The 22,670-nt window shown below is 60.6% G+C and carries 21 protein-coding genes; 10 read left to right on the top strand and 11 right to left on the bottom strand.

Going from position 1 to position 22,670, the window contains the following annotated elements:
• Positions 1 to 55 precede the first annotated feature (55 nt).
• Genes CSV91_RS09810 through CSV91_RS09790 form a run of 5 tightly spaced genes read left to right on the top strand, consistent with a single transcriptional unit; the run spans position 56 to position 6,654 of the window.
• The gene (locus CSV91_RS09810) at positions 56 to 706 is read left to right on the top strand and encodes a hypothetical protein (RefSeq protein WP_197736872.1); all 651 of its coding nucleotides are present in this window, start codon (positions 56 to 58) and stop codon (positions 704 to 706) included.
• A 1-nt stretch (position 707) separates the two neighbouring features.
• Positions 708 to 3,770, top strand: a complete 3,063-nt coding sequence (locus CSV91_RS09805; protein ID WP_033499421.1) for a type III restriction-modification system endonuclease — start codon at positions 708 to 710, stop codon at positions 3,768 to 3,770.
• 1 nt (position 3,771) lies between these two features.
• Entirely contained in the window at positions 3,772 to 4,656 is an 885-nt protein-coding gene (locus CSV91_RS09800; RefSeq protein WP_022349656.1) for a DUF4238 domain-containing protein, read from the top strand.
• Between the two features lie 24 nt (positions 4,657 to 4,680).
• A complete protein-coding gene (locus CSV91_RS09795) occupies positions 4,681 to 4,899 on the top strand; it encodes a hypothetical protein (RefSeq protein ID WP_022349657.1) in 219 nt (72 codons plus the stop codon).
• A gap of 51 nt (positions 4,900 to 4,950) precedes the next feature.
• Positions 4,951 to 6,654, top strand: coding sequence for a DUF262 domain-containing protein (locus CSV91_RS09790; RefSeq protein ID WP_099432719.1), 1,704 nt, complete (start codon positions 4,951 to 4,953; stop codon positions 6,652 to 6,654).
• 3 nt (positions 6,655 to 6,657) lie between these two features.
• Here the strand turns inward: CSV91_RS09790 and CSV91_RS09785 are convergent, their stop codons facing one another.
• The 3 genes from CSV91_RS09785 to CSV91_RS09775 are packed head-to-tail and all read right to left on the bottom strand — an operon-like array spanning position 6,658 to position 8,364.
• A complete protein-coding gene (locus CSV91_RS09785) occupies positions 6,658 to 7,083 on the bottom strand; it encodes a plasmid mobilization protein (protein ID WP_099432718.1) in 426 nt (141 codons plus the stop codon).
• Positions 7,084 to 7,088: 5 nt separating this feature from the next.
• Positions 7,089 to 8,159, bottom strand: a complete 1,071-nt coding sequence (locus CSV91_RS09780) for a site-specific integrase (RefSeq protein WP_099432717.1) — start codon at positions 8,157 to 8,159, stop codon at positions 7,089 to 7,091.
• Between the two features lies 1 nt (position 8,160).
• Positions 8,161 to 8,364, bottom strand: coding sequence for a hypothetical protein (locus CSV91_RS09775; RefSeq protein WP_006681531.1), 204 nt, complete (start codon positions 8,362 to 8,364; stop codon positions 8,161 to 8,163).
• A gap of 140 nt (positions 8,365 to 8,504) precedes the next feature.
• Between CSV91_RS09775 and CSV91_RS09770 the strand changes: the two genes are divergently transcribed.
• Entirely contained in the window at positions 8,505 to 8,918 is a 414-nt protein-coding gene (locus CSV91_RS09770; protein WP_099432716.1) for a helix-turn-helix domain-containing protein, read from the top strand.
• Between the two features lie 617 nt (positions 8,919 to 9,535).
• Here CSV91_RS09770 and guaA read toward each other — a convergent pair.
• Complete coding sequence (guaA, locus tag CSV91_RS09765; RefSeq protein WP_099432715.1) at positions 9,536 to 11,134, bottom strand: glutamine-hydrolyzing GMP synthase; 1,599 nt, start codon at positions 11,132 to 11,134, stop codon at positions 9,536 to 9,538.
• Positions 11,135 to 11,401: 267 nt separating this feature from the next.
• On the opposite strand from guaA, the gene CSV91_RS09760 reads away from it, so the two are divergent.
• Complete coding sequence (locus CSV91_RS09760) at positions 11,402 to 12,415, top strand: asparaginase (RefSeq protein ID WP_099432714.1); 1,014 nt, start codon at positions 11,402 to 11,404, stop codon at positions 12,413 to 12,415.
• Positions 12,416 to 12,737: 322 nt separating this feature from the next.
• On the opposite strand, the gene CSV91_RS10235 is transcribed toward CSV91_RS09760, so the two are convergent.
• Positions 12,738 to 12,956 carry a helix-turn-helix domain-containing protein gene (locus tag CSV91_RS10235; protein ID WP_099432713.1) on the bottom strand — a complete coding sequence of 73 codons (219 nt, stop codon included), beginning with the start codon at positions 12,954 to 12,956 and terminating at the stop codon, positions 12,738 to 12,740.
• Between the two features lie 76 nt (positions 12,957 to 13,032).
• Between CSV91_RS10235 and CSV91_RS09750 the strand changes: the two genes are divergently transcribed.
• Positions 13,033 to 13,422, top strand: a complete 390-nt coding sequence (locus CSV91_RS09750; protein ID WP_099432712.1) for a hypothetical protein — start codon at positions 13,033 to 13,035, stop codon at positions 13,420 to 13,422.
• A gap of 9 nt (positions 13,423 to 13,431) precedes the next feature.
• On the opposite strand, the gene CSV91_RS09745 is transcribed toward CSV91_RS09750, so the two are convergent.
• From CSV91_RS09745 to CSV91_RS09720, 6 genes are all read right to left on the bottom strand, one after another.
• On the bottom strand, positions 13,432 to 13,815 hold the full coding sequence (locus CSV91_RS09745) for a DUF1648 domain-containing protein (protein ID WP_099432711.1): 384 nt from the start codon (positions 13,813 to 13,815) through the stop codon (positions 13,432 to 13,434).
• A gap of 11 nt (positions 13,816 to 13,826) precedes the next feature.
• Complete coding sequence (gene ychF / locus CSV91_RS09740) at positions 13,827 to 14,903, bottom strand: redox-regulated ATPase YchF (protein ID WP_099432710.1); 1,077 nt, start codon at positions 14,901 to 14,903, stop codon at positions 13,827 to 13,829.
• Positions 14,904 to 15,017: 114 nt separating this feature from the next.
• The gene (locus CSV91_RS09735; RefSeq protein ID WP_099432709.1) at positions 15,018 to 16,271 is read right to left on the bottom strand and encodes a 4Fe-4S binding protein; all 1,254 of its coding nucleotides are present in this window, start codon (positions 16,269 to 16,271) and stop codon (positions 15,018 to 15,020) included.
• A gap of 151 nt (positions 16,272 to 16,422) precedes the next feature.
• On the bottom strand, positions 16,423 to 17,490 hold the full coding sequence (locus tag CSV91_RS09730) for a glycerol dehydrogenase (protein ID WP_099432708.1): 1,068 nt from the start codon (positions 17,488 to 17,490) through the stop codon (positions 16,423 to 16,425).
• A 112-nt stretch (positions 17,491 to 17,602) separates the two neighbouring features.
• Positions 17,603 to 18,703 (bottom strand): glycerol dehydrogenase, encoded by a 1,101-nt coding sequence (locus CSV91_RS09725; RefSeq protein WP_089572778.1) that lies wholly within the window; start codon positions 18,701 to 18,703, stop codon positions 17,603 to 17,605.
• Positions 18,704 to 18,786: 83 nt separating this feature from the next.
• Entirely contained in the window at positions 18,787 to 20,010 is a 1,224-nt protein-coding gene (locus tag CSV91_RS09720; RefSeq protein WP_055251037.1) for an iron-containing alcohol dehydrogenase, read from the bottom strand.
• A gap of 500 nt (positions 20,011 to 20,510) precedes the next feature.
• Between CSV91_RS09720 and CSV91_RS09715 the strand changes: the two genes are divergently transcribed.
• Both CSV91_RS09715 and CSV91_RS09710 read left to right on the top strand, forming a co-directional pair.
• On the top strand, positions 20,511 to 21,587 hold the full coding sequence (locus CSV91_RS09715) for a tetratricopeptide repeat protein (protein ID WP_099432707.1): 1,077 nt from the start codon (positions 20,511 to 20,513) through the stop codon (positions 21,585 to 21,587).
• The gene (locus CSV91_RS09710; RefSeq protein ID WP_099432706.1) at positions 21,587 to 22,630 is read left to right on the top strand and encodes a hypothetical protein; all 1,044 of its coding nucleotides are present in this window, start codon (positions 21,587 to 21,589) and stop codon (positions 22,628 to 22,630) included. Before CSV91_RS09715 ends, CSV91_RS09710 begins: the two co-directional genes overlap by 1 nt.
• Positions 22,631 to 22,670: the final 40 nt, after the last annotated feature.

Raw genomic sequence — 22,670 nt, 5'->3', positions numbered from 1 at the left:
GTTTTCGGTTGCTTGCTTCCTTACCGTACATGAGCATCTAAGCACGGGTGATATTGTGCTTGATTTTTTCTCAGGCTCAGCATCGACTGCCCATGCCATGTTCCTGCAGGAGCTTGGAAAAGATGATCGCTATCAGTTTATCCTTGTCCAGCTTCCAGAGCCTTGTGACCCGAAACGCGACGCCTACAAGGACGGGTATGAGACTCTCTGCGACATAGGCGAAGGACGCATTCGCCGCGCAGGCGACAAAATCAAAACCGAGCTCGAGGAATCCAACCGTCAACTCAAGCTTGGCGAGGAACCCAAGCAGCTTCCCGACATCGGCTTCCGTGTGTTCGAGCTCGATGAGTCCGGCATTGAGAAGCCCGAGCCCGGTCAGCTCCTCTTCGACGTGGTCAAGCCCGATCGCTCCGATATGGATATCGTCTTCGAGATGATGCTCAAATGGGGCCTCGAGCTCACGCTGCCCGTCGAGAAGTCTGAAGCCGCGGGCTATCCCATCTGGTCCGTCGCTTGCGACGAGCTCGTCTGCTGCATGTCCCGAGGCCTCGCCATCGAGGCGCTCGAGGCCATCGCCGACATGGAGCCCAGGCGCGTTCTCATCCTCGACTCCGTCCTCGACGACACCCTCAAGCTCAACGCCGTGCAGATCTTCAAGCACGCCGGCGAGCGCATGGGCTGTGAGATCGAATTGAGGACGGTCTAGCATGGCGGCGCTCGAGTTCAAGTTCTCATCCGACCAGCAGCACCAGCTGGAGGCCATCGAAGCAACCTGCGACCTGTTCCGCGGACAACAATTTATTGGCAGCGTATTCTCCGCCGATTCCGGCCGCAAAGGCCAGACGGCAATCGGCGAGCTCATGGTCGGCCACGGCAACGAGCTTCGCGTGGCGCCGGGCCAGCTCCTCGACAACCTGCACGCCGTGCAGGAGGAGGGCTGCCTCCCGGCAACCGACGTCCTCACCGATGGGCGCCTGCGAGACTTCACCGTCGAGATGGAGACCGGCACCGGCAAGACCTACGTCTACATCCGCTCCATCTACGAGCTAAACCGCCGCTACGGCATCACCAAGTTCGTTATCGTCGTGCCGAGCGTGGCCATCCGCGAGGGCGTCCTCAAGAGCCTCCAGACCACCCGCAGGCACTTCGAGACGCTCTACGACCGCACGCCGCTCGACTACTTCGTGTACGACTCGAAGGACATGGGGCCGGTGGGTAACTTCGCCACGTCGAGCTCCATCCAGGTCATGGTCATCAACATCGACGCGTTCAACAAGGGCCTCGAGAAGGATGGCACCGCGAAGGAGGGCAACCTCTTCCACCGTCCCAGCGAGAAGCTCACCGGCGGCTTCAGCCCTCGCGAGCTCGTGAGCGCCTGCAAGCCCGTCGTCATCATCGACGAGCCCCAGAGCGTCGACAACACCAAGCAGGCCAAGGCCGCCATCAAGAGCCTGAACCCGCTGTTCGTGCTGCGCTACTCGGCCACGCACAAGCAGGCCTACAACATGATCTACCGCCTCACGCCGGTCGACGCCTTCGAGCGCCACCTGGTGAAGGGCATCTGCGTGGACTCGATCAAGGCCGAGGCGAACCTCAACGGCGCGTACGTGAGGCTCGAGTCCGTCAAGTCCGACCCGTTCTCCGCCAAGGTGTCCATCGACGTGCGCCAGGCCGACGGCACGCAGAAGCGCAAGGCCGTCACGGTGAAGACCGGCAACGACCTCTACCAGAAGAGCGGCGAGAACAGCGACTACGAGAGCGGCTGGGTGGTCAACAACATCGGCGCCGCAGTGGGCGACGAGTTCATAGAGTTCCAGAACGGCGAGGTGCTCGAGCTCGGCGAGGCGCTGGGCGACGTCAACGAGGAGGTCGTCAAGCGCGCGCAGATCCGCCGCACCATCGAGGACCACCTGGCCCGCCAGTTCGAGCTGTGGCCGCGCGGCGTGAAGGTGCTCTCGCTCTTCTTCATCGACCGCGTCGACCGATACCGCGTCTACGAGCCCGAAGTCCACGGCGGCCTGTACGCCCTGATGTTTGAGGAGGAGTACGCAGGTGCCCTGAACTCGAAGGCGCCTCGTCGCATCGCAAAGGCGGCGGGGATCGGCAAGGGCACGTGGCTCGAGTGCTACGAAGCCGTCGGCGCCCCGCTGGTGCGCGACCCCCACGCCGTGCACCAGGGATACTTCGCCAAGGACAAGAAGGGCAAGTTCAAGGACTCCAAGGGAGCCGCCGGCACCGCCGACGACGCCGGGGCCTTCGAGCTCATCATGCAGAAGAAGGAGACGCTCATCTCCTTCCCGGACGGCAAGGACGCGGACAAGGACGTCTCTTTCGTCTTCAGCCACTCCGCGCTCAAGGAGGGCTGGGACAACCCCAACGTGTTCCAGATCTGCACGCTCGTCGAGACAAAGGACAACCTGACCAAGCGCCAGAAGATCGGCCGCGGTCTGCGCCTGTGCGTGAACCAGGATGGCGAGCGCCTGTACGACCCAGAGGCGAACGTGCTCACCGTCATCGCGAACGAGAGCTACGACGACTTCGCCAACGGCCTGCAGAAGGAGCTTGAGGCTGAGGACTTCAAGTTCGGCGTCATCACTCCGGAGAGCTTCACGAAGGTCACGGTCAAGGGCGATGATGGCGTCGAGGAGCGCCTGGGCTACGAGAAGTCCAAGCAGGTCTACGACCACCTCGTCGCGACCGGCATGGTCGACGACAAGGGCGCGGTGACGCCCGAGCTGAAGGCGGCCGCCGAGGAGGGCAAGGTCGAGCTCCCCGCCGAGCTCGAGCCTGCCAAGGAGCAGGTCGAGGCGATCATCATCCACAAGTCCCAGAGGGTCCAGATCCGTGACAAGGCCAAGGAGGTCTCGGTCGAGCTGCAGAAGGACGTCACGCTCGACCCTGCGTTCCAGGCCCTGTGGGACCGCATCCGCCAGCGCACGCGCTTCCAGGTCGAGGTCGACTCCGGCAAGCTCATCGAACATGCCATCGAAGCTGTCGACGGCATGCTCGCCGTGCGCCCGCCCCAGGTGACGAGCGAGCGTGCCTCGCTGGGCATCGACGACGCGGGCGTGAGCGCCGAGGGCACGGGCACCTCCGTGGTGTCCGTTTCGGGAAAGGTGAAATACGACCTTCCCGACCCGATCGCAGAGCTGCAGGACGCCGTCGGGCTCACCCGCGGCACCATCAAGGCGATCCTCGAGGGCTGCAGCCGCCTCGACGAGTTCGAGATCGACCCCGCGACCTTCCTCGCGCAGGTCGGCGACAAGATCAACCGCGTGAAGAACGACCTCATCGCCCAGGGCATCAAGTACGTGCGCCTTCCCGAGGACGAGTGGTACACCATGCGCGACCTCGAGCTTGACGACTACACGGCCTACCTTGGGCAGAACGCGTGGAAGCCGGACATGACGAGCAAGAGCCTGTACAACTACGTGGTCTACGACTCGGCGGGGGTCGAGCGCTCCTTTGCCGAGGCTCTAGACAAGCAGGAGGAGGTTCTCGTGTTCGCGAAATTGCCCTCGGCGTTCAAGATCGACACGCCGCTCGGCAGTTACAACCCCGACTGGGCGTACGTCGAGGAGGCCGACGGCGAGCGCCGCGTGTACTTCGTGACCGAGACCAAGGGCGGCAAGAACGGCGAGCCCGCCCTGCGCGACGCGGAGAAGATCAAGATCGGCTGCGCCAAGAAGCACTTCGAGGCGCTGGACCTCGGAAACGACTTCCATTACAACGTGCGCACGACCTACCAATACGAGGCGGTGAAGGCTTAGGATGTCGAAGCTGCCCGGAAAGATGACGCGAAAGCAGCACTGGGTGCCGCGGTTCTACCTGCGCCATTTCGCGGATTCCTCCGGGCAGCTTCATGCCTACAGCAGACAGAAGGGCTCCTTCTTCCGCACGAATTGCGAGAACCTTTGCAGCATGCGCGATCTTTATGAGGTCGAGCATGCCGATGCGACAGGCGATGCGACAGACAGATTCTATGCGCAGAACCTCATCGAGGTTAAGCTATCTGAGCTCGAGAGCCGCATCGCGCCGCTTTACGATCGCTTTTTGGAACGCCAGAAAGAAGACCAGTGCGAAGACGAAGGGTATTCTGATGGGAAAGCCGCCGTTTGCGAGCTGGCAGCAAATATCATCGTCCGGCACCCTATCAGTATGCGCGTCGACAAGAAATGGTCACGCGAGACTGCCGAAGAGCTGCTCAGAAACGTTCATCTGACACCCTATGAGCTCGGCTTGCTCGATTGGTCGGATTGGCGCGGGGATTCCCAAGCGGTGGTCGAGCTTGCCGCCGCCGCAACCATGCTCTTCTCCAACGATGATATTGTGCCAGTTAACCGTATTCGAAAGGCTTTTTTTGAGAAGAGCTTCTCCATCCTTAGGGCACCCGTCGGCTCAGGGTTCGTTACGACGTCGATGCCTATGTTCATCATCGGGCCCGAGGACGACTCGTACGATTTTCATCTCGCGTATATGCCGTTGAGCAGTGAGTATGCTGCGGTCTTTTCAGATGACCCTCTATTTCCGCCGTTTGCGAGACTCGGTTTTTCGGGCGTCGAGTTCATGAACCGACTTCTTCTGCTTAACTGCGAGCATTGGGATGTCGCCATATCGAGGGGAAGCGGCCCGCTCGAGCACGCGGTACGCGATTGAAGTCAAGCGAACAGTGCCGAATTCATGCACGAGATGTTCACGCGCGACGGCAGGGAGCTATCCCTCGACACAGTGATCTACGACCGCTCGAAGAAGAAGGGGCAGACGATGATCGATACCATCGACCGTGGCTGCCTCGAGGGCGGCTGCCTTGATGACGAGGACCTGCGCATCATCTTCGAGCACCTTCTGGGGAGAAGACGGCAAGGACCGGGAACATTAAAGGGTCAAGCAGCGTATTGATAAAATTGACCCCGCCAGCAATAACCGCAAAGGATAGATAGGGCTTTAAGGATGGATGCAGGAAAAGCAACGATAAGCGGCGTGTTCAACGGATCGCGCCTGCTCGAAATACCTTTTTACCAAAGGGCGTACGTCTGGGGAGAAGAGCAATGGGAGCGTTTCCTCGGCGACATGGAGTTCGTCACGGCCTCGAAGCGGCCCTATTTCCTGGGCTCCATCATCCTGAAGCAGGCCTCCTCCGGCAACACCTGGTCCGAGGTCTCCGAGGTTCGCACCGTCATCGACGGCCAGCAGCGACTCACGACCATGGTCATCTTCTTCAAGGCACTCTGTGCAAAAAACGGCACCAACAATTTGTTTGAGCGAGATTTCGTCCTGGAGACCGGCGATGTCGCCTTGCGGCACGGCAAGTACGACCGGCAGGATTTCGAAAAGGTCGTCAGCGCCACGGGCTGCGAACCCCTCGAGGGCTCCTCGGCCATCGTCCTTGCCTACAACTACTTCCTCAAGAATATCGACCCGGAGAAGGTCGACAGGAACACGATCAAGTCGAACGTCCAGTTCGTCTGCATCGATCTTACCGAGGGCGAGGACGAGCAGCAGATATTCGACACCATCAACTCGCTCGGGGTGCGCCTGACGACGGCGGAGCTCCTTAAGAACTACTTCTTCAACCGCGAGAACGAGCAGGCGTTCAAGGAGTGCTGGGAGGACGTCTTCGAACCCACGGCGGAGAAGAGGGAGTATTGGGAGCAGGAGGTCGTTACCGGGCGCATCAAGCGCACGCTCGTCGACCTGTTCTTCGACGCGTTCCTCCAGATCCTGGTTCAGGACAAGAAGCGCGGCGTCACGACCGAGGACAAGCTCTTCTATTCGCGCACGTCCAACCTCTTCCAGTCCTACAAGGACTTCATCGGCAGGTACTGCAACGGAGACAAGGACGAGATCCTCGACAGCATGAAGGCGTATGCCGAGGTGTTCGAGTCCACGTTCGACCCCGGCTACTGCGACGCGGACATCCCCTCCGCTCCCGGCGTCGAGCGCCTGAACGTGCTGATATTCGGCCTCAAGAACTCGACGCTCATCCCGTACGTGCTCTACGTTCGCAAGAACGCGGAGTCTTCGGGCGAGGAATCCGAGGTCTTCGCCCTGCTTGAGAGCTACATCGTCCGCCGAACGCTGGTTCAGGCGACCACGAAGAACTACAACAGGCTGTTCACCTCGCTGATCCTGAACGAGGTGAAGGACGCGGAGACGCTGAGGAAGGCTCTTGAAGCAAACGAAGAGGCGACGACGTACATGCCCGGCGATGACGAGGTTCGAAGGGCGTTCGAGGAATCGTGTCTGTACAACCTTCAGTCCAAGGGCGTTCTCTATCTGCTGGAAAGCGCCATTCGCCCAGGCATGAGCAGCACGGCCCTGCTCGGGTTCAACCAGTACACCCTCGAACACATGATGCCCAAGAAGTGGCGCAACAAATGGGGAGCCCTCGACGATGAGGCTGCCACGCGAAGGGACAGGAAGCTCCTCACGCTCGGCAACCTCGCCATCATCACGCATTCGCTCAACGCCTCCATCCGCGATGCCGATTGGCCCACCAAGAAGCAGGGAAAGGGATACAAGGACGGTCTTGCCCTCTGCGCCGCCGGCCTTGCGACCATGGCCGGCGCCCTGGAGAAGGAGTCTTGGGACGAGGGCGATATCGCCGATCGCGCCGAATGGCTTGCGGACAAGGCGTTGGAGGTCTGGCGTTAAACCTTACATGCGCCCCATCTCGAAGATGCTTGCGGTGTCGGAGCCCGCATCCATGACGGATGTTGTCGGCTCTTCCAAATGCGAGGTTTGCGGTGGCGCTTCCGTCACTGGTGCCTCAACCCCCTCGCCGAGCGCCAGGAAGAACCTCATCACGAGCTCGATCCTCTGCTGCAGGGACTCGCTCAGCTCGCCGTAGGAGGCCGCCAGCCGTACTTCCTTGGACAACTCCGCCATCGAGTCCTTCAACGCCTTCTGCACGCTTACAGAGGGCCTCACCTCGACCTGGGTATCGGTGAGCTTGGCGATGATGTAGTCCTGCCTGCTCATGCCGCTCCAGGCTGCCATCTCGCATATGAGCTTGTGCTCCTCGGGCGTGCAGCGAAACGCCATCGTCTTGCTGCGCTTGCGGGCGCTGTTCTCGCACGGCATCTTGCTTACCCCCTCGCTCCATCGAGCGCGGCGGCCATCTCGTCCTGCTTCGTGGGGAACAGGTGCGCGTAGCGGTAGGTGATGTCCACCGCCTCGTGGCCCATGCGCTCGGCGATGGCCAGCGCGGAGAAGCCCATCTCGATCAGCAGGCTCACGTGGCTGTGGCGTATGTCGTGTATGCGGATGCGCTTCACGCCAGACGCCTTGCACCCGCGCTCCATCTCGTGGGCCAGGAAGTGCTTGGTCACGGCGAACAGGCGCTCGTCGGGGGCGACGTCGTCGCGCATCTCGATGAAGTCCGCCATCTCGTCGCGAAGGAAGGCGGGCATGACGATCGTGCGCACGGACTTGGGCGTCTTGGGGTCGGTCACGGTGTCCACGCCGTGGAGGCTCTGGTACGACTTGTTGATGCGCAGCCGCGAGCTATCCAGCATGAAGTCGGACGGCGTGAGCGCCAGGAGCTCGCCGCAGCGTATGCCCGTCCAGTACAGCAGCTCGAAGGCGTGGAACGACAGCGGCTTGTCCATGATGGCCTCGCTGAACCTCAGGTACTCGTCCTTGGTCCAGAACTGCATCTCGCCGCCCTTCTTCGAGCCTATCTTGTCGACCCTGCGCACCGGGTTGTCGGTGAGGCCGTAGTAGCGCTCGGCGTGGTTGAAGATGGCGTTCAGTTGGTTGTTCACCGTGCGCAGGTACGTCGGCGCCCAGGGCTTCCCGTCGGCGTCCCGGTGCTCGGTGAGCTCGTTTTGCCACCTGATGAGGTCGATCGGCCTCACGTCGCACATGCGCATGTCTCCGAAGAACGGCACGAGCTTGTCGTTGATGATGTACTCCTTGGTGATCCACGTGTGCTCGCGTACGCGCGGCTTCACCTCGGAGGCGTACACCTCGACGAACTCGGAGAACGTCATGTCCATGGCCCCGCCGTTAAGGCTCTTGAACTGGCTCTCCCACACTGCGGCCTCCACCTCGGAGGAGAAGCCGCGCTTCGTCTTGTGGCGCTTCGAGCCGCGGGCGTCGCGGTAGTAGCACTGCACGTAGAACGTGCCGTTGTTGCCATCCTTGTACACGGGCATGTCAGTCCACCTCCGGGAAGTACAGGGCGTCGAAGACGTCGCTCCGGACGCGTCCGCGGATAACCACGCGCCCGCGCGCCTCCTGCTCGGCGTTTATCTTCCTGATCACCTCGTAGGCGCTGCCTTTCTTGATCCTCAGCAGCTCCGCGACCTCGTCGGCGTCCAGCATGTGCGGCCTCGGCGTCTTCGCCACCTTCTCGTCCATGGCTCCTCCAATCAATGGCGTACGAATACGTACGGTTTACAGATTCAGAGTAAACGTACGTATCTGTACTGTCAATAGAATTGCGTACATTTACGTACGCTGATAAGATGTGCTGATACGTAATTCCAGGAGGAGGGCGCATGTCCGTAGGCAAAAACATAAGGCGGTACCGCAAGTCGCGCGGCATGACGCAGGCTCAACTCGCCGAGGCCGTCGGCCTGACCGAGGGGGCCGTGCGCCACTACGAGAGCGGCGTCCGCGCCGTCAAGCCCGAGCTGCTCGAGTCCATCTCCGCGGCGCTCGGCGTGTCCGTCAACGCCCTCAAGGACTATGGCGTCGAGACCGCGGGCGACCTCATGTCGCTGCTCGTGCGGCTCGAGGACTCGTTCGGCATCGTTCCCTCCGCCGACGGCACGGGCCTCTCCCTGAACCCCAAGGCTCCGCACGCGCCCAAAGCCGCGACGGCGATCGAGCTGTGGGCAGAGAAGCGCGCGCAGCTCGAGAACGGCGAGATCGACGCCGACGAATACGAGGACTGGAAAGCCTCGCTGTAGCGGCTCCCCGCATTTCGCAACCAGCGCAACCGAATCAGGACGCCAAGCTAGGCGGTGAGCGCCGCTCACGCCTGCGTATGTTGAGTTTTTACTCCCCATTGCATGCAAAGGCATTTTCGGCGCACCTGGGGAGTAAATGACGCGGTGGCTTACATGGCGGCACACGGCGGTACCCCGCGGCATTTCCCCTGATTACTCCCGCTTTCCTTGAGACGGTGAGATTCTTTACTCCCCATTAACGACCTGGGAAAACGCCGCACAGAGACCGTCAAAAGGCCTATTGAGTTCGATTTGAGTTTCAAAGGACCTAAAACGGCCCCTTTTCGTTCTCGGGGACAAAAATCGCGCGTCTACTCACTCGGGATAAATCCTTACTCCCATTCCTCCGAATACCGCCCCGTGCCTTGCCGTCTCGAAACACGGGGAGTAAATCGCGAAATTGCAGGTGAAAGGGAGTAAATAGCCAAAGAAAAAGCCTCCGTTCCGACGCGGGAACAGAGGCTCGATAATCGGATTTACTCACCAACGTCGCTGGCGGCTTTGCCGTGACTCTCGTACAAAACGAAACTCAGCAGCACAGTGCGGCACTCAAAAATACAGGTCAGAACCCTGTCAGACTACTCCCACTCGATGGTCGCGGGCGGCTTGGACGTGATGTCGTAGCACACGCGGTTGGCACCGGGGACCTCGGCCACGATGCGGCCGGAGATGCGGGCCAGCACGTCGTAGGGCAGCTTGGCCCAGTCGGCGGTCATGGCATCGCTGGACTCGACGGCGCGCAGGATGATCGGGCGCTGGTAGGTGCGCTCGTCGCCCATAACGCCGACGGACTTGATGTCGGGCAGGACCGCAAAGTACTGCCAGCAGCTGTGCTCGGAGTTGCGCTCACCGGTCTGCTCAAACAGACGCTGGTTATAGGCGTCGAGCTCCTCGCGCACGATAGCGTCGGCGTTCTTGAGGATCTCGAGCTTCTCCTTGTCGACCGCGCCGATGATGCGGATGGCCAGACCCGGGCCCGGGAAGGGCTGGCGGAACACGATGTGACCCGGCAGGCCCAACGCCAGACCAAGTGCGCGGACCTCGTCCTTAAAGAAGTGGTCGAGCGGCTCGATAAGGTCGAAGTGCACGCCCTCGGGGAACGGGATCAGGTTGTGGTGGCTCTTGATGGTGGCCGTCTTGCCGCCCGTCTTGCGAGCGCCGGACTCGATGATGTCGGGGTAGATGGTGCCCTGAGCCAGGTACTTGACCGGCTTGCCATCGGTCTCGAGCTGCTGCGCCACAGCGAAGAACTCTTTCCAGAACTGCGTACCGATGATGCGGCGCTTCTGCTCGGGCTCGGTCACGCCGGCCAGAAGCTCGGCATAGCGGTCCTCGGCGTGAACGTGGATAAAGTCGACATCGAACTGCTTGGTGAAGACCTCCTCCACCTGCTCGGGCTCGCCCTTGCGCAGCAGGCCGTGGTTGATGAACACGCAGGTCATCTGCTTGCCCACGGCGCGGGCGCCCAGCGCAGCCACGACGGAGGAGTCGACGCCACCGGACAGGGCCAGAATCACGCGGTCGTCGCCGACCTTCTCGCGGAACTCGGCCGTCATGGTCTCGACCAGGTTGTCCATGCTCCAGTTGGGCTCCAGGCCGCAGATCTCAAACAGGAAGTTGCTCAGCAGCTGCTGGCCATACTCGGAGTGCTTGACCTCGGGGTGGAACTGCGTGGTGAAAATCTTGCGCTCGACGCACTCCATAGCGGCAACCGGGCACACGTCGGTGCTGGCGGTAACGGTAAAGCCCTCGGGCACCTCGGACACGGCGTCGCGGTGGCTCATCCACACGGTCTGCTCCATAGGCGTGGAGTTAAAGAGCTTGGCGCCGGCCGTACGCGTGATGGTAGCGCGGCCGTACTCGCCCACCTCGGAGTGGCCAACCTTGCCGCCGAGCGTCACGGCCGTGATCTGATGGCCGTAGCAAAAGCCCAGGACGGGAAGGCCCAGGTCAAAGATGGCGGGGTCGATGGACGGAGCGTCCTCGGCATACACAGAAGCCGGGCCGCCAGAAAGGATGAGCGCAGAGGCGTTCATCTCGCGAATCTCGTCGGCCGAGATGTCGCAGGGGACAATCTCGGAATACACGTTGAGGTCGCGGACGCGACGGGCAATGAGCTGACTGTACTGCGCACCAAAGTCGAGTACGAGGACCTTTGCGGAAGCCTTTTGATCCATGGTTTCCCCCTCTTGTTGGCGGGGAGCCGGTGCCCACCCGCGCGAATAAACGAAAACAGTTTACATAGTGTACACGTTATATGGGGTTTCTCGTCCCTCGCAGCCATCAGCGCACGGCAAACGCACGACCTGGGCCCTATTTGACGGCGAGTGAAGTGTTACCAAACGTTACAGATGATGTAATACGTTTGAACATTGGACGCCCTGTGCCACAATACTGCCGAACGACTCCGCCTCTGCGGCGGCAAATACGATAGGAATACCAGCATGAAGCGCATCCTTCTCATCGCCACGGGCGGCACCATCGCATCGACCGAGGACGGCAACGGCCTCTCCCCCGCCCTGACCGGTGAGGAGCTCGCCCAGAGCGTCCCCGAGATCTCGGGCCTCTGCGAGCTCGACGTGGTACAGCCGATGAACATCGACAGCACCAATATGCGCCCCAGTGACTGGATGCGTATCCGCGACGTCATCGTCGAGGGTTATGCCGACCACGACGGCTTCGTGATTCTGCACGGCACCGACACCATGAGCTACACCGCGGCGGCGCTTTCCTATCTGATTCAGGACAGCCCCAAGCCCATCGTACTCACCGGCTCGCAAAAGCCCATGGGCAATCCCTTTACTGACGCCAAACTCAATCTGTACCAGAGCCTGCTCTATGCGCTCGACGAGCACTCGCACGATGTCTCGATCGTGTTTGGCGGCGTAGCCATTGCCGGCACGCGCGCCCGCAAACAGCGCACCATGAGCTTTAACGCGTTCATTAGCGTCAACTATCCACCCATCGCCTATATCCGCAATGACCGCATCGTGCGCAACGGGCTTCACGGCACGCATCAGGGCGAAAACCCGGTGCGTTTCTACGACAGCATCGACCCGCGCGTATTTGTACTCAAGCTTACGCCCGGCGTGAACCCAGGCATTCTGGACGCCCTTGCCGATAGCTACGACGCTGTAATCCTTGAGACCTTTGGCATTGGCGGTATCCCCGAGTTTGGTGAGTCCGGCGAGTCATTCCAGGAGGCGATTTTCCGCTGGGTCGATTCGGGCCGCACCGTCGTTATGACCACGCAGGTCCCCGAAGAGGGCCTCGATCTGGGCGTTTATGAGGTCGGCCGTGCTTACGCCGATCATCCGGGCATTCTGCGCGGCGACGACATGACCACCGAGACGCTCGTGGCCAAGACCATGTGGGCGCTCGGCCAGTCACGCGATGCCGCCGAGATCCAGCGCCTGTTCTACAGCCAAGTCAACCACGACCGCATCCCGATAGCCTAATCCCTAAGGCAGTTCCACTTATCGCAGCCTCAAACGACAGGTGGTCCCCCTCGGGCCGTGCAAAAAACGGAGTATTCTGCAATTTCTCCGCTAGAGGCATAGAATCGGCCAATTGTTAGACGAACTTTTAGGACGAAGGGGCCGTCTAGTAAATATTTATTCCTCATTTTTATTTAACGTGTGGATTAACTACTACCAAAAAGGCAAAACCAGCCGCTCAAGCTACCGTCTACAGCCGAACTGGTGCTGAATACTCGCGATTTTGCACATCGCAACCAGGGGGACCCGCCCAAAGAGCGTCAAATAGCAGCAGGGGAACGCCCTATTCGATGCCCTCGAGAAGCTCTGACACCGTCATGCCGAGTGCGGGCGCGATCTTAAATAGAACCTTGAGCGTGAAATTTGCCGTCCCATCTTCGATTCTGTCGAGATAGGGGCGGCTGATTCCTGCTGCCACACAAAAATCGACCTTGGAGATACCAAGGTCCCTGCGTGTCTCTTCGACCCGCCTGCCAAGAATCTGTTTCGCACGTTCGTCCATGCAGACGAGTTTGAAATGGAGCCGAACATAAACGTAAACTATAGTTTACGTTTTGCCGAATACACAGGAGTTTTCTATGTCGGGTTCTTCGGTCCGCATGTACCGAGTCACGCTTCGCACAAACAGCGCACCGCCCAAGCTCGTCGTCGTTGAAGCCGAATGCCTTTCGCCCGATGAGCGCACAGCATTTGCATTGCTATCAAGTCGCGTCGCCGCCGTTCTGGCCCCTTGCCCGGCGCAAGGTGAACTTGCCATCCAATGCCAAACGCATAGCTGCTCGCTCAATCAGGCTGCCGTAATCGCAACCAGTCAACACGGCCTGCCCCTTCTTTTAGAAGCCGGTACCGCGCTCACCCTTCGCGGCGCCGGATACGAAAACGAGGCCGCCGCCGACATGGTCTTTAAACCACGATCGAGCGGCGGCCTCGCAGCAGCCATTGAATATGCGTGCAGGCTCGTTGCCTAAAAGGACAAGCTAGAAACCAAGGCCAAAGCCCGTTCCGGTAATCGCCGAGTACATAAAGTAAACGTTGATCACGTTGAGGAACACACCCGTAATGCAGCCGTTGCGCAGGTAGCGCTCGCACACAATGCGCGCCATAGCGGCGGAGTCATCATTGTTTTTAGCCTGGCGTCCTGCCGTAAAGTACGTTGCCACGCTCAGCAGCAGGTTGAGCACCGGCAGCGCCAGCAACTCGTAGCTCTTGCCCCAGCGCGTCGCCTCGCCGGCGGCATTAAACTTTGTTGCCACCTCGGGACCAATGTTGGGGATAACACACGCTGCGACCACCAGCGGAATCACCGCAAGCACGAGCAGCGCAATACCCATGTAGCCGGCTTTTTTGCCATATTTAAACATGTGCGTCGTCCTTACACGTTAAAGCGGAAGTGCACGACGTCGCCATCGGCCATGACATAGTCCTTGCCCTCAATACGCAGCTTGCCGGCGGCCTTGGCGCCCTGCTCACCGCCGAGCTCGATGTAGTCGTCATAGCCAATGACCTCGGCCTTAATAAAGCCGCGCTCAAAGTCGGTGTGGATGACACCGGCAGCCTGCGGAGCGGTCGCACCCTGACGCACCGTCCAGGCCTTGACCTCCATCTCGCCAGCCGTAAAGAACGACTGCAGGCCAAGCAGCTTGTAGGCTGCCTGCGCGAGCACGTCCAGACCGGGCCGCTCCAGGCCCAGGCTCTCCAGGTAGTCGGCGGCGTCCTCGGGATCGAGCTCGGAAAGCTCGGCCTCGATCTTGGCGCAGATGGGCAGTGGCTTGACACCATCGATGGGCGCCAGATCGTCGTTGAGCATATCCTCGTCCACGTTGGCCACATACAGGATGGGCTTCATAGTGAGCAGGAACAGGCCCTTGGCAGCGGCGCGCTCCTCGTCGGTCATCTCCATAGACGCAGCGCGCTTGCCCTCGTTGAGCCAGGCGAGCAGGCGCTTGGCAACCTCGAACTTGGGCATGAGCTCCTTGTCGCGCTTGGCCTCCTTCTCGAGCTTGGGCAGCTGCTTCTCAAGCGTGCCCATGTCGGCCAGGATGAGCTCGGTCATGATGGTGTCGGCATCGCCGGCGGGATCGACGAACTCGCCCGTGCGGCCCACCTCACGCATGACGTTGGGGTCCTTAAAGTAGCGCACGACCTCGCAGATGGCGTCGGTCTCGCGAATGTTGGCCAGGAACTGGTTGCCCAAGCCCTCGCCCTCGTTGGCGCCCTTCACCAGACCTGCGATGTCGACGAACTCGACCGTCGCCGGCACAATGCGACCCGGGTTAACGATGTCGGCGAGCTTTTGCAGGCGGCTATCGGGCACGTCGACGATACCCACGTTGGGGTCGATCGTGGCAAACGGGTAGTTGGCGGCAAGGCCGGTCTTTTTGGTAAGCGCGGTGAACAGCGTCGACTTGCCCACGTTGGGCAGGCCCACGATACCGATGGAAAGGGACACGACAGCTCCTTTTGGTACAAGTATTTCAAACTGCATAAGTATAGCGCCGCCGCAGCATCCGGGCGAACCCGGACACCGCGGCGGCACGAATGAAGCAGAGATAGGGGTCGCCGACTAGTCCGCGAGCTTCTCCACCTGATCGAGCATCTTGTCGAGCTTGGCCTTTGCTTCAGCCTTGACCTTCTCAGCTTCTTCGTGAGCCTTCGCCTTCTGGGCAGCCTTTTCCTCGGCCTCGGGGTCGACGACAACCAAGTTGGACGCATCGTGTTCAACCAGCTTGAGCGCATGCTCGGGACAAACCTTGACACAGGCGCCGCAGCCTAAACAATACGTGGACTCCAACGCAAAGCGGCCGCTTCCCACCAAATCGCAGGCGAACGTAGGGCATACATTGACACACTCACCACACGACGTGCACTTGTCAAAATCGCACTCCGGCGTGCTCACCTGCATGTTCTGGGCAAGCTCGGGATGGTTTTGCAGCGTCGAAAGCACCAGCTGGCGCCCGTGCGTGAGCGAACGGCGACGCTTGGTCGTCGTGGTGCCGCACATGGTGTTGAGCGTGCGCTCAAGCTGCGTAATCTGGTGACGGTGGGCCTTCAACTTCTGCGTCACTGAGGCCAGTGCCGCCGTCGCCGGATTGAGCTTAGTCACGGTTAGACCCGTGGTACGGGCAATCTTATCCATGTACTCCTTGCGCTCGTACTCGCGGCGCTTATGGCATTTGAGGCTCTTGGGGTCGACCTCCAGGCCCATACCCGTGCCGGACCACTCCTCGGCCTTCGCAATCGCCTCGCCCAGAATATCCTCACCGCCGGTGTTGCGGCATTTATCGCACACGCCCAGTGGCAGGTAGACGCTCACGTTGGGATAGTCGGCCAGTACCGAAAACCAAGTCTCTGCCGTAATATCGCCCACACAGGCGACGACGACCTCGTTCTCGCGCGGCATGCGCTTAAGGGCGCGCGTGCAGGTGACGTAGGCGGTCTCGTGGCTCGTAGCCGCCGAGACAATGTCGTCGTAGACGTTTTTGGGCGCCAGGCGCGGCGAGATGATTGCCTCGGTCGGACAGGCGGCGGCGCACAGGCCGCACTTGCGACAGGAGTCGAGGATCTCGATGGAGTCTTCCTCGACCTCGATAGCGTTGACCGGGCACACGTCCATGCACGCGGTGCAGCCGCTCTTTTCGTTTTTGCAGGTCAGGCACGGAATGGTGTTGCCGCGCGGACGCTCCTTGTAGTCGGCAGGATTCCACTGCGGCGCCGATGGATCGAGTGCATCGGTCACGCCGCCAAGCGGGTTTTTAAGAAAGTCGAAACCCTTGCTGATCTCGATAATGTCATCAAACAGATCGTGTTCCTGCGCCATGCGCGGCCCCTCCCTGAGCAGTGCAAACAAGCAAGAGATAATGATACGCTATCGGCCCACGCCTCGGGTAAATTACACGCGGAGCACCTTTGAGGCAAATAGTCTATGGCCTATCGCCGTCCCGATTGCACAAGGTCAATCAAGTGCCAAGCTATGCCTCGCACATGAGCTGCACGAGCTTTTGTTTGGTCACCTTGGCCTGCTCGTTGGCCATGTTACGCTCGTTTCTAAAGACCGCATTTGCAACACCCTGCAGATCGGCATCGGAAATCTCGCCAAGGCCCAGCTCCTCGAGCGTCGTCGGCAGGCCAACGCGCTGGCAAAACTCGAGCACCTGTTCAAGCTCGGGCGCACGCTCCAGACGCAGCTGGACCACCAGACCAAACGCTACGGCCTCGCCGTGCATGGCCTTGCACTCGGGCAGAATCGTCAGACCGTTGGCGATGGCATGTGCCAACGCCAGGCCGCCACTCTCGAAGCCAACACCCGAAAGCAGAATATTGCACTCGATCAGGCGCTCAACCGCCGGCGATGTACGCCCCTTTTTGAGATCGCGCTTGGCAGCGACACCGCACTCCATAAGTGTGTCGTAGCAGGCACGAGCCGCAACCAGGGCCAAGTGCCCCGGCGCGCCACCGTGCTCGTTGGCGCCCCGTGCCGCAGCGCACGAACGCGCCTCGAAGTACGTTGCCAGCGCATCGCCCATACCAGCGACCGTCATACGCAGTGGGGCCGCCGCGACCACGTTGGTATCGACCACGACCAGGTCCGGATTCTTCTCGAGCATCAGGTAGCGGTCGAACGACCCATCCTCGTGATACAGCACCGAAATCGCGCTGCACGGGCCGTCCATCGAAGCCGCCGTGGGGCATACGCACAACGGCAGCTCGGCATAAAACGCTACTGCCTTGGCGATGTCGAGCATCTTGCCACCACCGATACCCACCACCATGTCGCAATACTCAGCTTGGGCTTCCTGAGCCATTTCGACAACGGCCTCTTCCGTACACGGACCGTCATAAATCTTAAAGAACGGCTCGCTTAGATCTTCATCCAGAAATCCATCGACGATCTGCCTGCACAGCCGATCCTCGGTGCCCTGGTCAAACAAGACATAGGCAGCGCAGCCCAACCATGACAAATACCTGCCCTGACGCGAAAGTTCGCCCGGCCCCTGAACATACCGACCGGGACCGCCATAAACCATAGGAAGCGCCATACGAGAATCCGCCCTTCATCAAACAACGATTGGTGCAAAGTAACCTGACCCCTTTGCACCATAACAAAAGGGGCAAAGCCATCTGTTGGCTTTGCCCCTTCCTTAGCTTGATTTACTCATCCATGAGATAGTAGTGGCCCAGCGCGTCGGCACCCAGGATGGCGTTTGCGACCATCTCGGGCGTCACCTCAAACGGCATGTTGCACATGGTGTCCTCGGGCGCGCAAGCGGCCTCGGCAACGACCATGGCCTGCTCGCGCGTAACCTCGGCAACACCAAGCTCCTTCATCGTGACCGGCAGGCCCAGCTCAATGCAGAAGCCCAAAACTTCCTCGAGTTTCTCAGTCGGAGCATCCTCGAGTACCAGCTGGACGATGGTGCCAAAGGCGACCTTCTCGCCGTGATACATGCCGTGGCACTCGGGCAGCATCGTCAGGCCATTGTGGATGGCATGAGCAGCAGCAAGGCCCGAGCTCTCAAAGCCAATGCCCGAAAGCAGCGTATTGGCCTCGATGATATGCTCGACTGCAGGCGTGAGCGCACCCTTCTCCAGCGCGACCTTGGCCTTGACGCCATCGGCCATAAGCGTCTCGTAGCAGAGCTTGGCGAGCGCCAGACCGGCCATGCCGCCCTTGCCACCAGCGCAGGTGCCACCGTCGGCATCGTGCGTTGCCTGAGCCTCAAAGTAGGTTGCGAGCGCATCGCCCATACCGGAAACCGTCAGGCGCACCGGGCTCGCCGCAATAACCGTCGTATCCATCAGGACAATGTTGGGGTTTGCCTTAAGGAAGAGATATTTATCGAACTGGCCATCGTCGGTGTAGAGCACCGAAAGCGCCGAACACGGGGCATCGGTCGAAGCAATGGTGGGGCAAATGATAACCGGGGACTCCAGGTAATAGGCGACGGCCTTCGCGGTGTCGAGGATCTTGCCGCCACCGACGCCGACGATGATGTCGCAACCGTTGTCGCGAGCGAGCGCAACCAGGCGATCAACCTCGCCCTTGGAGCACTCGCCGTTAAAGTCCTCAAACAGCAGCTCGGCCTTAGCCTCGGCAAAGCCGCCCTCGATCTTGGCACCGACGCGCTTCTTGCCCGAAGGCGTCACGATGACGAGGGCCTTAGCGCCGAGCGGCTCGACATAGGAGCCGAGCTTGGCGAGCTCGTCCGGACCCTGGATGTACTTGCTGGGGCTATTGAAAATTGCAGCCATAACTATCCCATTCTCTAAAAGAAAAAAGAAAGGGGCTCCGTACAGATACGTGCGGAGCCCCTCGTTACGATAACAAGAGTCGATTAGAAATCGATGTCGGTGTCGTAGTAGCAGGCCTTGAGGATCTTCTCGAAGTCAGCAGCCTTGGTCTCACGCGGGTTCTCGGGCGTGCAGGCGTCCTGCTCGGCGTTCGCGGCGATCTCGGGCAGCTTGGCGAGGAACTCCTCCTCGGAAACCATCTGCGGGTTCTCGGCGTCGACCTTCACGCCACCATTCGCGTAATCCTTGATGGACTGCGGAATGTTGAGCTGGTCGTTGAGGTCGCGGATCTTCTGGACGAGCGCAGCGATGAGCTCCTCGTTGGTCTCGCCGGGAAGGTGCAGGATCTCCTTGGCCACGTAAGCGTAACGCTCGGCAGCACGGGGATCCTTGGAGTTCCACTGGATGACCTTGCCCAGGTACATGGCGTTAGCGGCACCGTGGATGATGTGGCCGTTCTCGAAGGCAGCACCGGTCTTGTGAGCCATGGAGTGAACGATGCCGAGCAGGCCCGAGGAGAAGGCGATGCCGGCGATGCACTGAGCCTCGTGCATGTGCTGACGGGCCTCATGGTCGCCAGCATAGGACTTGGGCAGCCACTCGACGATCTCGCGGATGCCGTGCAGAGCGTTGGCGTCGGTGAACATAGAGGCGAAGGTAGAAACGTAGGCCTCCATGCAGTGGGTCAGAGCATCCATGCCGGTGTGAGCGCACAGCTTGGCGGGCATGGTGTAGGTGAGCTCGGGGTCGACGATGGCGACATCAGGGGTGATGTTGAAGTCGGCCAGCGGGTACTTGATGCCCTTGGCGTAGTCGGTAATGACGGAGAACGCGGTGACCTCGGTAGCGGTACCGGAGGTAGAGGAGATGGCGCAGAAATGAGCCTTCTGACGCAGCTCGGGGAAGCTGAACGGCTGGATGATGTTGTCGAAGGACTCCTCGGGATACTCGTAGAAGACCCACATGGCCTTAGCGGCATCGATGGGCGAGCCGCCGCCGATGGCGATAATCCAGTCGGGCTCGAACTCGCGCATGGCCTCGGCGCCCTTCATGACCGTCTCGATGGACGGGTCGGACTCGACGCCCTCGAACAGCTTGACCTCGAAGCCGCCCTCTTTGAGGTCGGCCTCAACGTCCTGCAGGAACCCGCCGCGGCGCATAGAGCTGCCGCCAGAAACGATGATGGCCTTCTTGCCCTTGAGGTTCTTCACCTCGTGGCGAGCGCCCTCACCAAAGTACAGATCGCGAGGATTGGTAAAACGTCCCATACTGTGCCTCCTAAACAAGCCCCTCTTAGACTTGCGTATATAACGGAGCACCCAATTGGCTCCGTTAGGACCGGTTTGCGCGTTGCCGGCGATGACAATGCGCGATGTCTAAACGTCTCAACGCTCAGACAAACACTATTTTACCGTTCTGGTTGGTCAGTTATTCACCTAAAGACGCCAATGATGAAACGTTTTTTCTATCCCTGAAGACCCTTGTGCGGCATTCATACTCCCAAGCTGGGCAAACGTTTTATCAAGGTTGACTACATATCCCGGGCAGGACGGTGCCCCTCCAAAATATGCACCGTTCGCCGCCAAAAATCGACCGTTTGCGGCACCGTGATACCACTCGGTCGTCCAAGGTGCCGACATTTGTGCGACATCCGTCTTCGTGGTGCAAAGGTGCATGTCCAAGTGCGGCACCCCCGGTGTGCCACATGCGGGTAAACTAGAACCTTATATAGAGACATTTGAACCCTAACCGCAGCAAAGGAGGCCCCATGGCATTCGATCCCATTCAAGAGGATTGCCATCGCCTCGTTCTTGAGGCCTTGCGCCGCGACAATATCCCGCTCACCGACGCTGCCGCCGTAGAGCGTCTGATGGAACAATTCACCCGCAACCCCGCACCGCTCATCGTGCACGACCGCGACCGCGCCGGGCACCTCATTGCCAAGGTGGTCGAGGCCGTCGACTACCGCATTCCCTTTATCCCTGACGATACCCAAGCAGAGCAAGAAGAGGCAGCTGCCGAGAACATGCTCCGCGAGGCAGCCGCGCTCGATCCGGCCAACTGGGACGCTCAGCGCATGCTGACCGCCCTCACCGCCAGCTCCAACGAGGAATACGTGCAGTATCTGGTGTCCAAGTGCGACGAGGTGGAGCACGACCTGGCACTCAAGATCGCCTCGGCGCAGGACCCCTACGAGCGCGAGGCCGCAGGCGACCTGACCCGCCGCCCCTACCTGCGCTGGCTTGCCGCCTTGGCATCGCGCGCGCTCATTAGCGGCCGCTACCGCATGTCGCTCGAAGCCGCGAATCGCAGCTTGGACTTTGCGCCCAACGACCCCGCTGGTGTCCGCCACACCGCGATGCTCGCCATGGCAAAGCTCGAATACCCCGCCGAGGAGCTCAAGCGATTTCGCTCTGCCCACTCCGTACCCTATCTCGCGAATACCCCGCTGCGCCGCCGCCCCAAAGATGCGGAGCGTGACTTGGACCCGTGGACGCTCATCGCGCTGATGAGCGCTGCCTGGCGCGAGCTGGACTACGAGGGCGCCGAACACTACCTGCGCATCCTTGCGCGCTCGTGCCCGCACGCAGCCGAGGCGCTCTACTTCCAAACCGAGTTTCCCGATGGCGTCTATGCCCGCGTCAACGTGGGCGCAGGCTCCACCGACGAGCTTGTCCTTGCCCTGTCCGAGGCGACGCCGGTACTGCAGGAGGGCCTGGGCGCGCCCGACAACGCCAGCTTTGCCGCCTGGGTCGCCACCAACGACATCGTGCGCTCCCAGATCGACGAGCGCATCCTGCGGGCGGCCGAGCAGGGCTTGCCGTTTAAGGGAGGAGACCTCTAATGGATCCGAGCGTCTACATCCCCGCCTACCTGGAGCGCACCTATCTGGCGTCGCACCCCGAGCTCACCGATGCAGCACGCGAGCTTGTCCATAACGACATTAGTGCGAATCCCCAAAAGTATGCGCAGTCCGAGCATGCTCAGGCGCTGCTGTCCTATGCCGGTGTTCATCGCCACCTGCTCGACGAGCTCCATCGCATCGAGGACATGGGCAGCGACGAGGAGTTTGAGCAGACGCGCAACCGCCTGTTCGACGATATGCGTGATGAGCTACTCAAGATCGTCCGCATCGATGCGCATGTCCTCGATGCCCAGCTGCTCGCCATCATTTTGGCGGACACGCCCGTCGACGCCTGCCTGGGCGACCTGATGAAGCTCGAGACGAGCACGGCCGACTACCTGCAACAGAGCGTGCCCGGGTTTGATATGGAGGCCCCGCACTACTGGGCCAATAATGTTTTGGCCGACGGTGTCACCGCAGCGGACCTTACTGTGAGCAAGCCGGCCCTTATCGGGTGGCTCCACACGCTCGAGGCCATCTCGCAGCTGTGCATGGCGAGCGCCCGCTACCGCGCTGCTGCCAACTACGCCCGCCGCGTCCTTAAAGCAGAAGGCTATCCCACTCGGGCCGCCGGCACCGTGCTGCTTGCCCTCGCCCGCTTGGAAGACCAAGACGGCTTTTTTGCCCTGGCGCATCAGCTCGAGGAACAGATGGGGGCAGACGCACTCGAAAACTCTCCTTGGTACCTGCTCGCCCGCACGATTCTGCTGTTCAAAACAAACAAGATGCGCCCGGCGACGCGCGCGCTGCGTGAGTTTGCTAACCGTTGCGAGGGTGGCGCGTTCTTCTTACTGAACCCCATGTACCAGACACCGTACCTTCCCTGCCGGCCCGAGCCACACGATCCCTGGGATCTTTCGCACCAGGCGGTTTGGGAAGCGGACGGTATTATCTCGGACACCCCCGACTTTGCCCCCTGGGCCAATGCCTGCGAAGACGTTTCGCAGCTTGCCCAGGATTTTGCGCGCCGCTACGGCTTTTAGCGACGCGATCGCCCCGACCATGTCATTCACGTTAGGAACG

The organism is Collinsella aerofaciens (assembly GCF_002736145.1).
Classification (GTDB): Bacteria; Actinomycetota; Coriobacteriia; order Coriobacteriales; family Coriobacteriaceae; genus Collinsella; species Collinsella aerofaciens_A.
This window is presented reverse-complemented; position numbering and strand designations above follow the sequence as displayed.

Excerpts from the sequence above, each read along its gene's own strand:
- CSV91_RS09805 (WP_033499421.1), top strand. The coding sequence starts at position 708 with ATGGCGGCGCTCGAGTTCAAGTTCTCATCCGACCAGCAGCACCAGCTG.
- CSV91_RS09800 (WP_022349656.1), top strand. The coding sequence starts at position 3,772 with ATGTCGAAGCTGCCCGGAAAGATGACGCGAAAGCAGCACTGGGTGCCG.
- CSV91_RS09795 (WP_022349657.1), top strand. The coding sequence starts at position 4,681 with ATGCACGAGATGTTCACGCGCGACGGCAGGGAGCTATCCCTCGACACA.
- CSV91_RS09790 (WP_099432719.1), top strand. The coding sequence starts at position 4,951 with ATGGATGCAGGAAAAGCAACGATAAGCGGCGTGTTCAACGGATCGCGC.
- CSV91_RS09785 (WP_099432718.1), bottom strand. The coding sequence starts at position 7,083 with ATGCCGTGCGAGAACAGCGCCCGCAAGCGCAGCAAGACGATGGCGTTT.
- CSV91_RS09780 (WP_099432717.1), bottom strand. The coding sequence starts at position 8,159 with ATGCCCGTGTACAAGGATGGCAACAACGGCACGTTCTACGTGCAGTGC.
- CSV91_RS09775 (WP_006681531.1), bottom strand. The coding sequence starts at position 8,364 with ATGGACGAGAAGGTGGCGAAGACGCCGAGGCCGCACATGCTGGACGCC.
- CSV91_RS09770 (WP_099432716.1), top strand. The coding sequence starts at position 8,505 with ATGTCCGTAGGCAAAAACATAAGGCGGTACCGCAAGTCGCGCGGCATG.
- guaA (WP_099432715.1), bottom strand. The coding sequence starts at position 11,134 with ATGGATCAAAAGGCTTCCGCAAAGGTCCTCGTACTCGACTTTGGTGCG.
- CSV91_RS09760 (WP_099432714.1), top strand. The coding sequence starts at position 11,402 with ATGAAGCGCATCCTTCTCATCGCCACGGGCGGCACCATCGCATCGACC.
- CSV91_RS10235 (WP_099432713.1), bottom strand. The coding sequence starts at position 12,956 with ATGGACGAACGTGCGAAACAGATTCTTGGCAGGCGGGTCGAAGAGACA.
- CSV91_RS09750 (WP_099432712.1), top strand. The coding sequence starts at position 13,033 with ATGTCGGGTTCTTCGGTCCGCATGTACCGAGTCACGCTTCGCACAAAC.
- CSV91_RS09745 (WP_099432711.1), bottom strand. The coding sequence starts at position 13,815 with ATGTTTAAATATGGCAAAAAAGCCGGCTACATGGGTATTGCGCTGCTC.
- CSV91_RS09735 (WP_099432709.1), bottom strand. The coding sequence starts at position 16,271 with ATGGCGCAGGAACACGATCTGTTTGATGACATTATCGAGATCAGCAAG.
- CSV91_RS09730 (WP_099432708.1), bottom strand. The coding sequence starts at position 17,490 with ATGGCGCTTCCTATGGTTTATGGCGGTCCCGGTCGGTATGTTCAGGGG.
- CSV91_RS09725 (WP_089572778.1), bottom strand. The coding sequence starts at position 18,703 with ATGGCTGCAATTTTCAATAGCCCCAGCAAGTACATCCAGGGTCCGGAC.
- CSV91_RS09720 (WP_055251037.1), bottom strand. The coding sequence starts at position 20,010 with ATGGGACGTTTTACCAATCCTCGCGATCTGTACTTTGGTGAGGGCGCT.
- CSV91_RS09715 (WP_099432707.1), top strand. The coding sequence starts at position 20,511 with ATGGCATTCGATCCCATTCAAGAGGATTGCCATCGCCTCGTTCTTGAG.
- CSV91_RS09710 (WP_099432706.1), top strand. The coding sequence starts at position 21,587 with ATGGATCCGAGCGTCTACATCCCCGCCTACCTGGAGCGCACCTATCTG.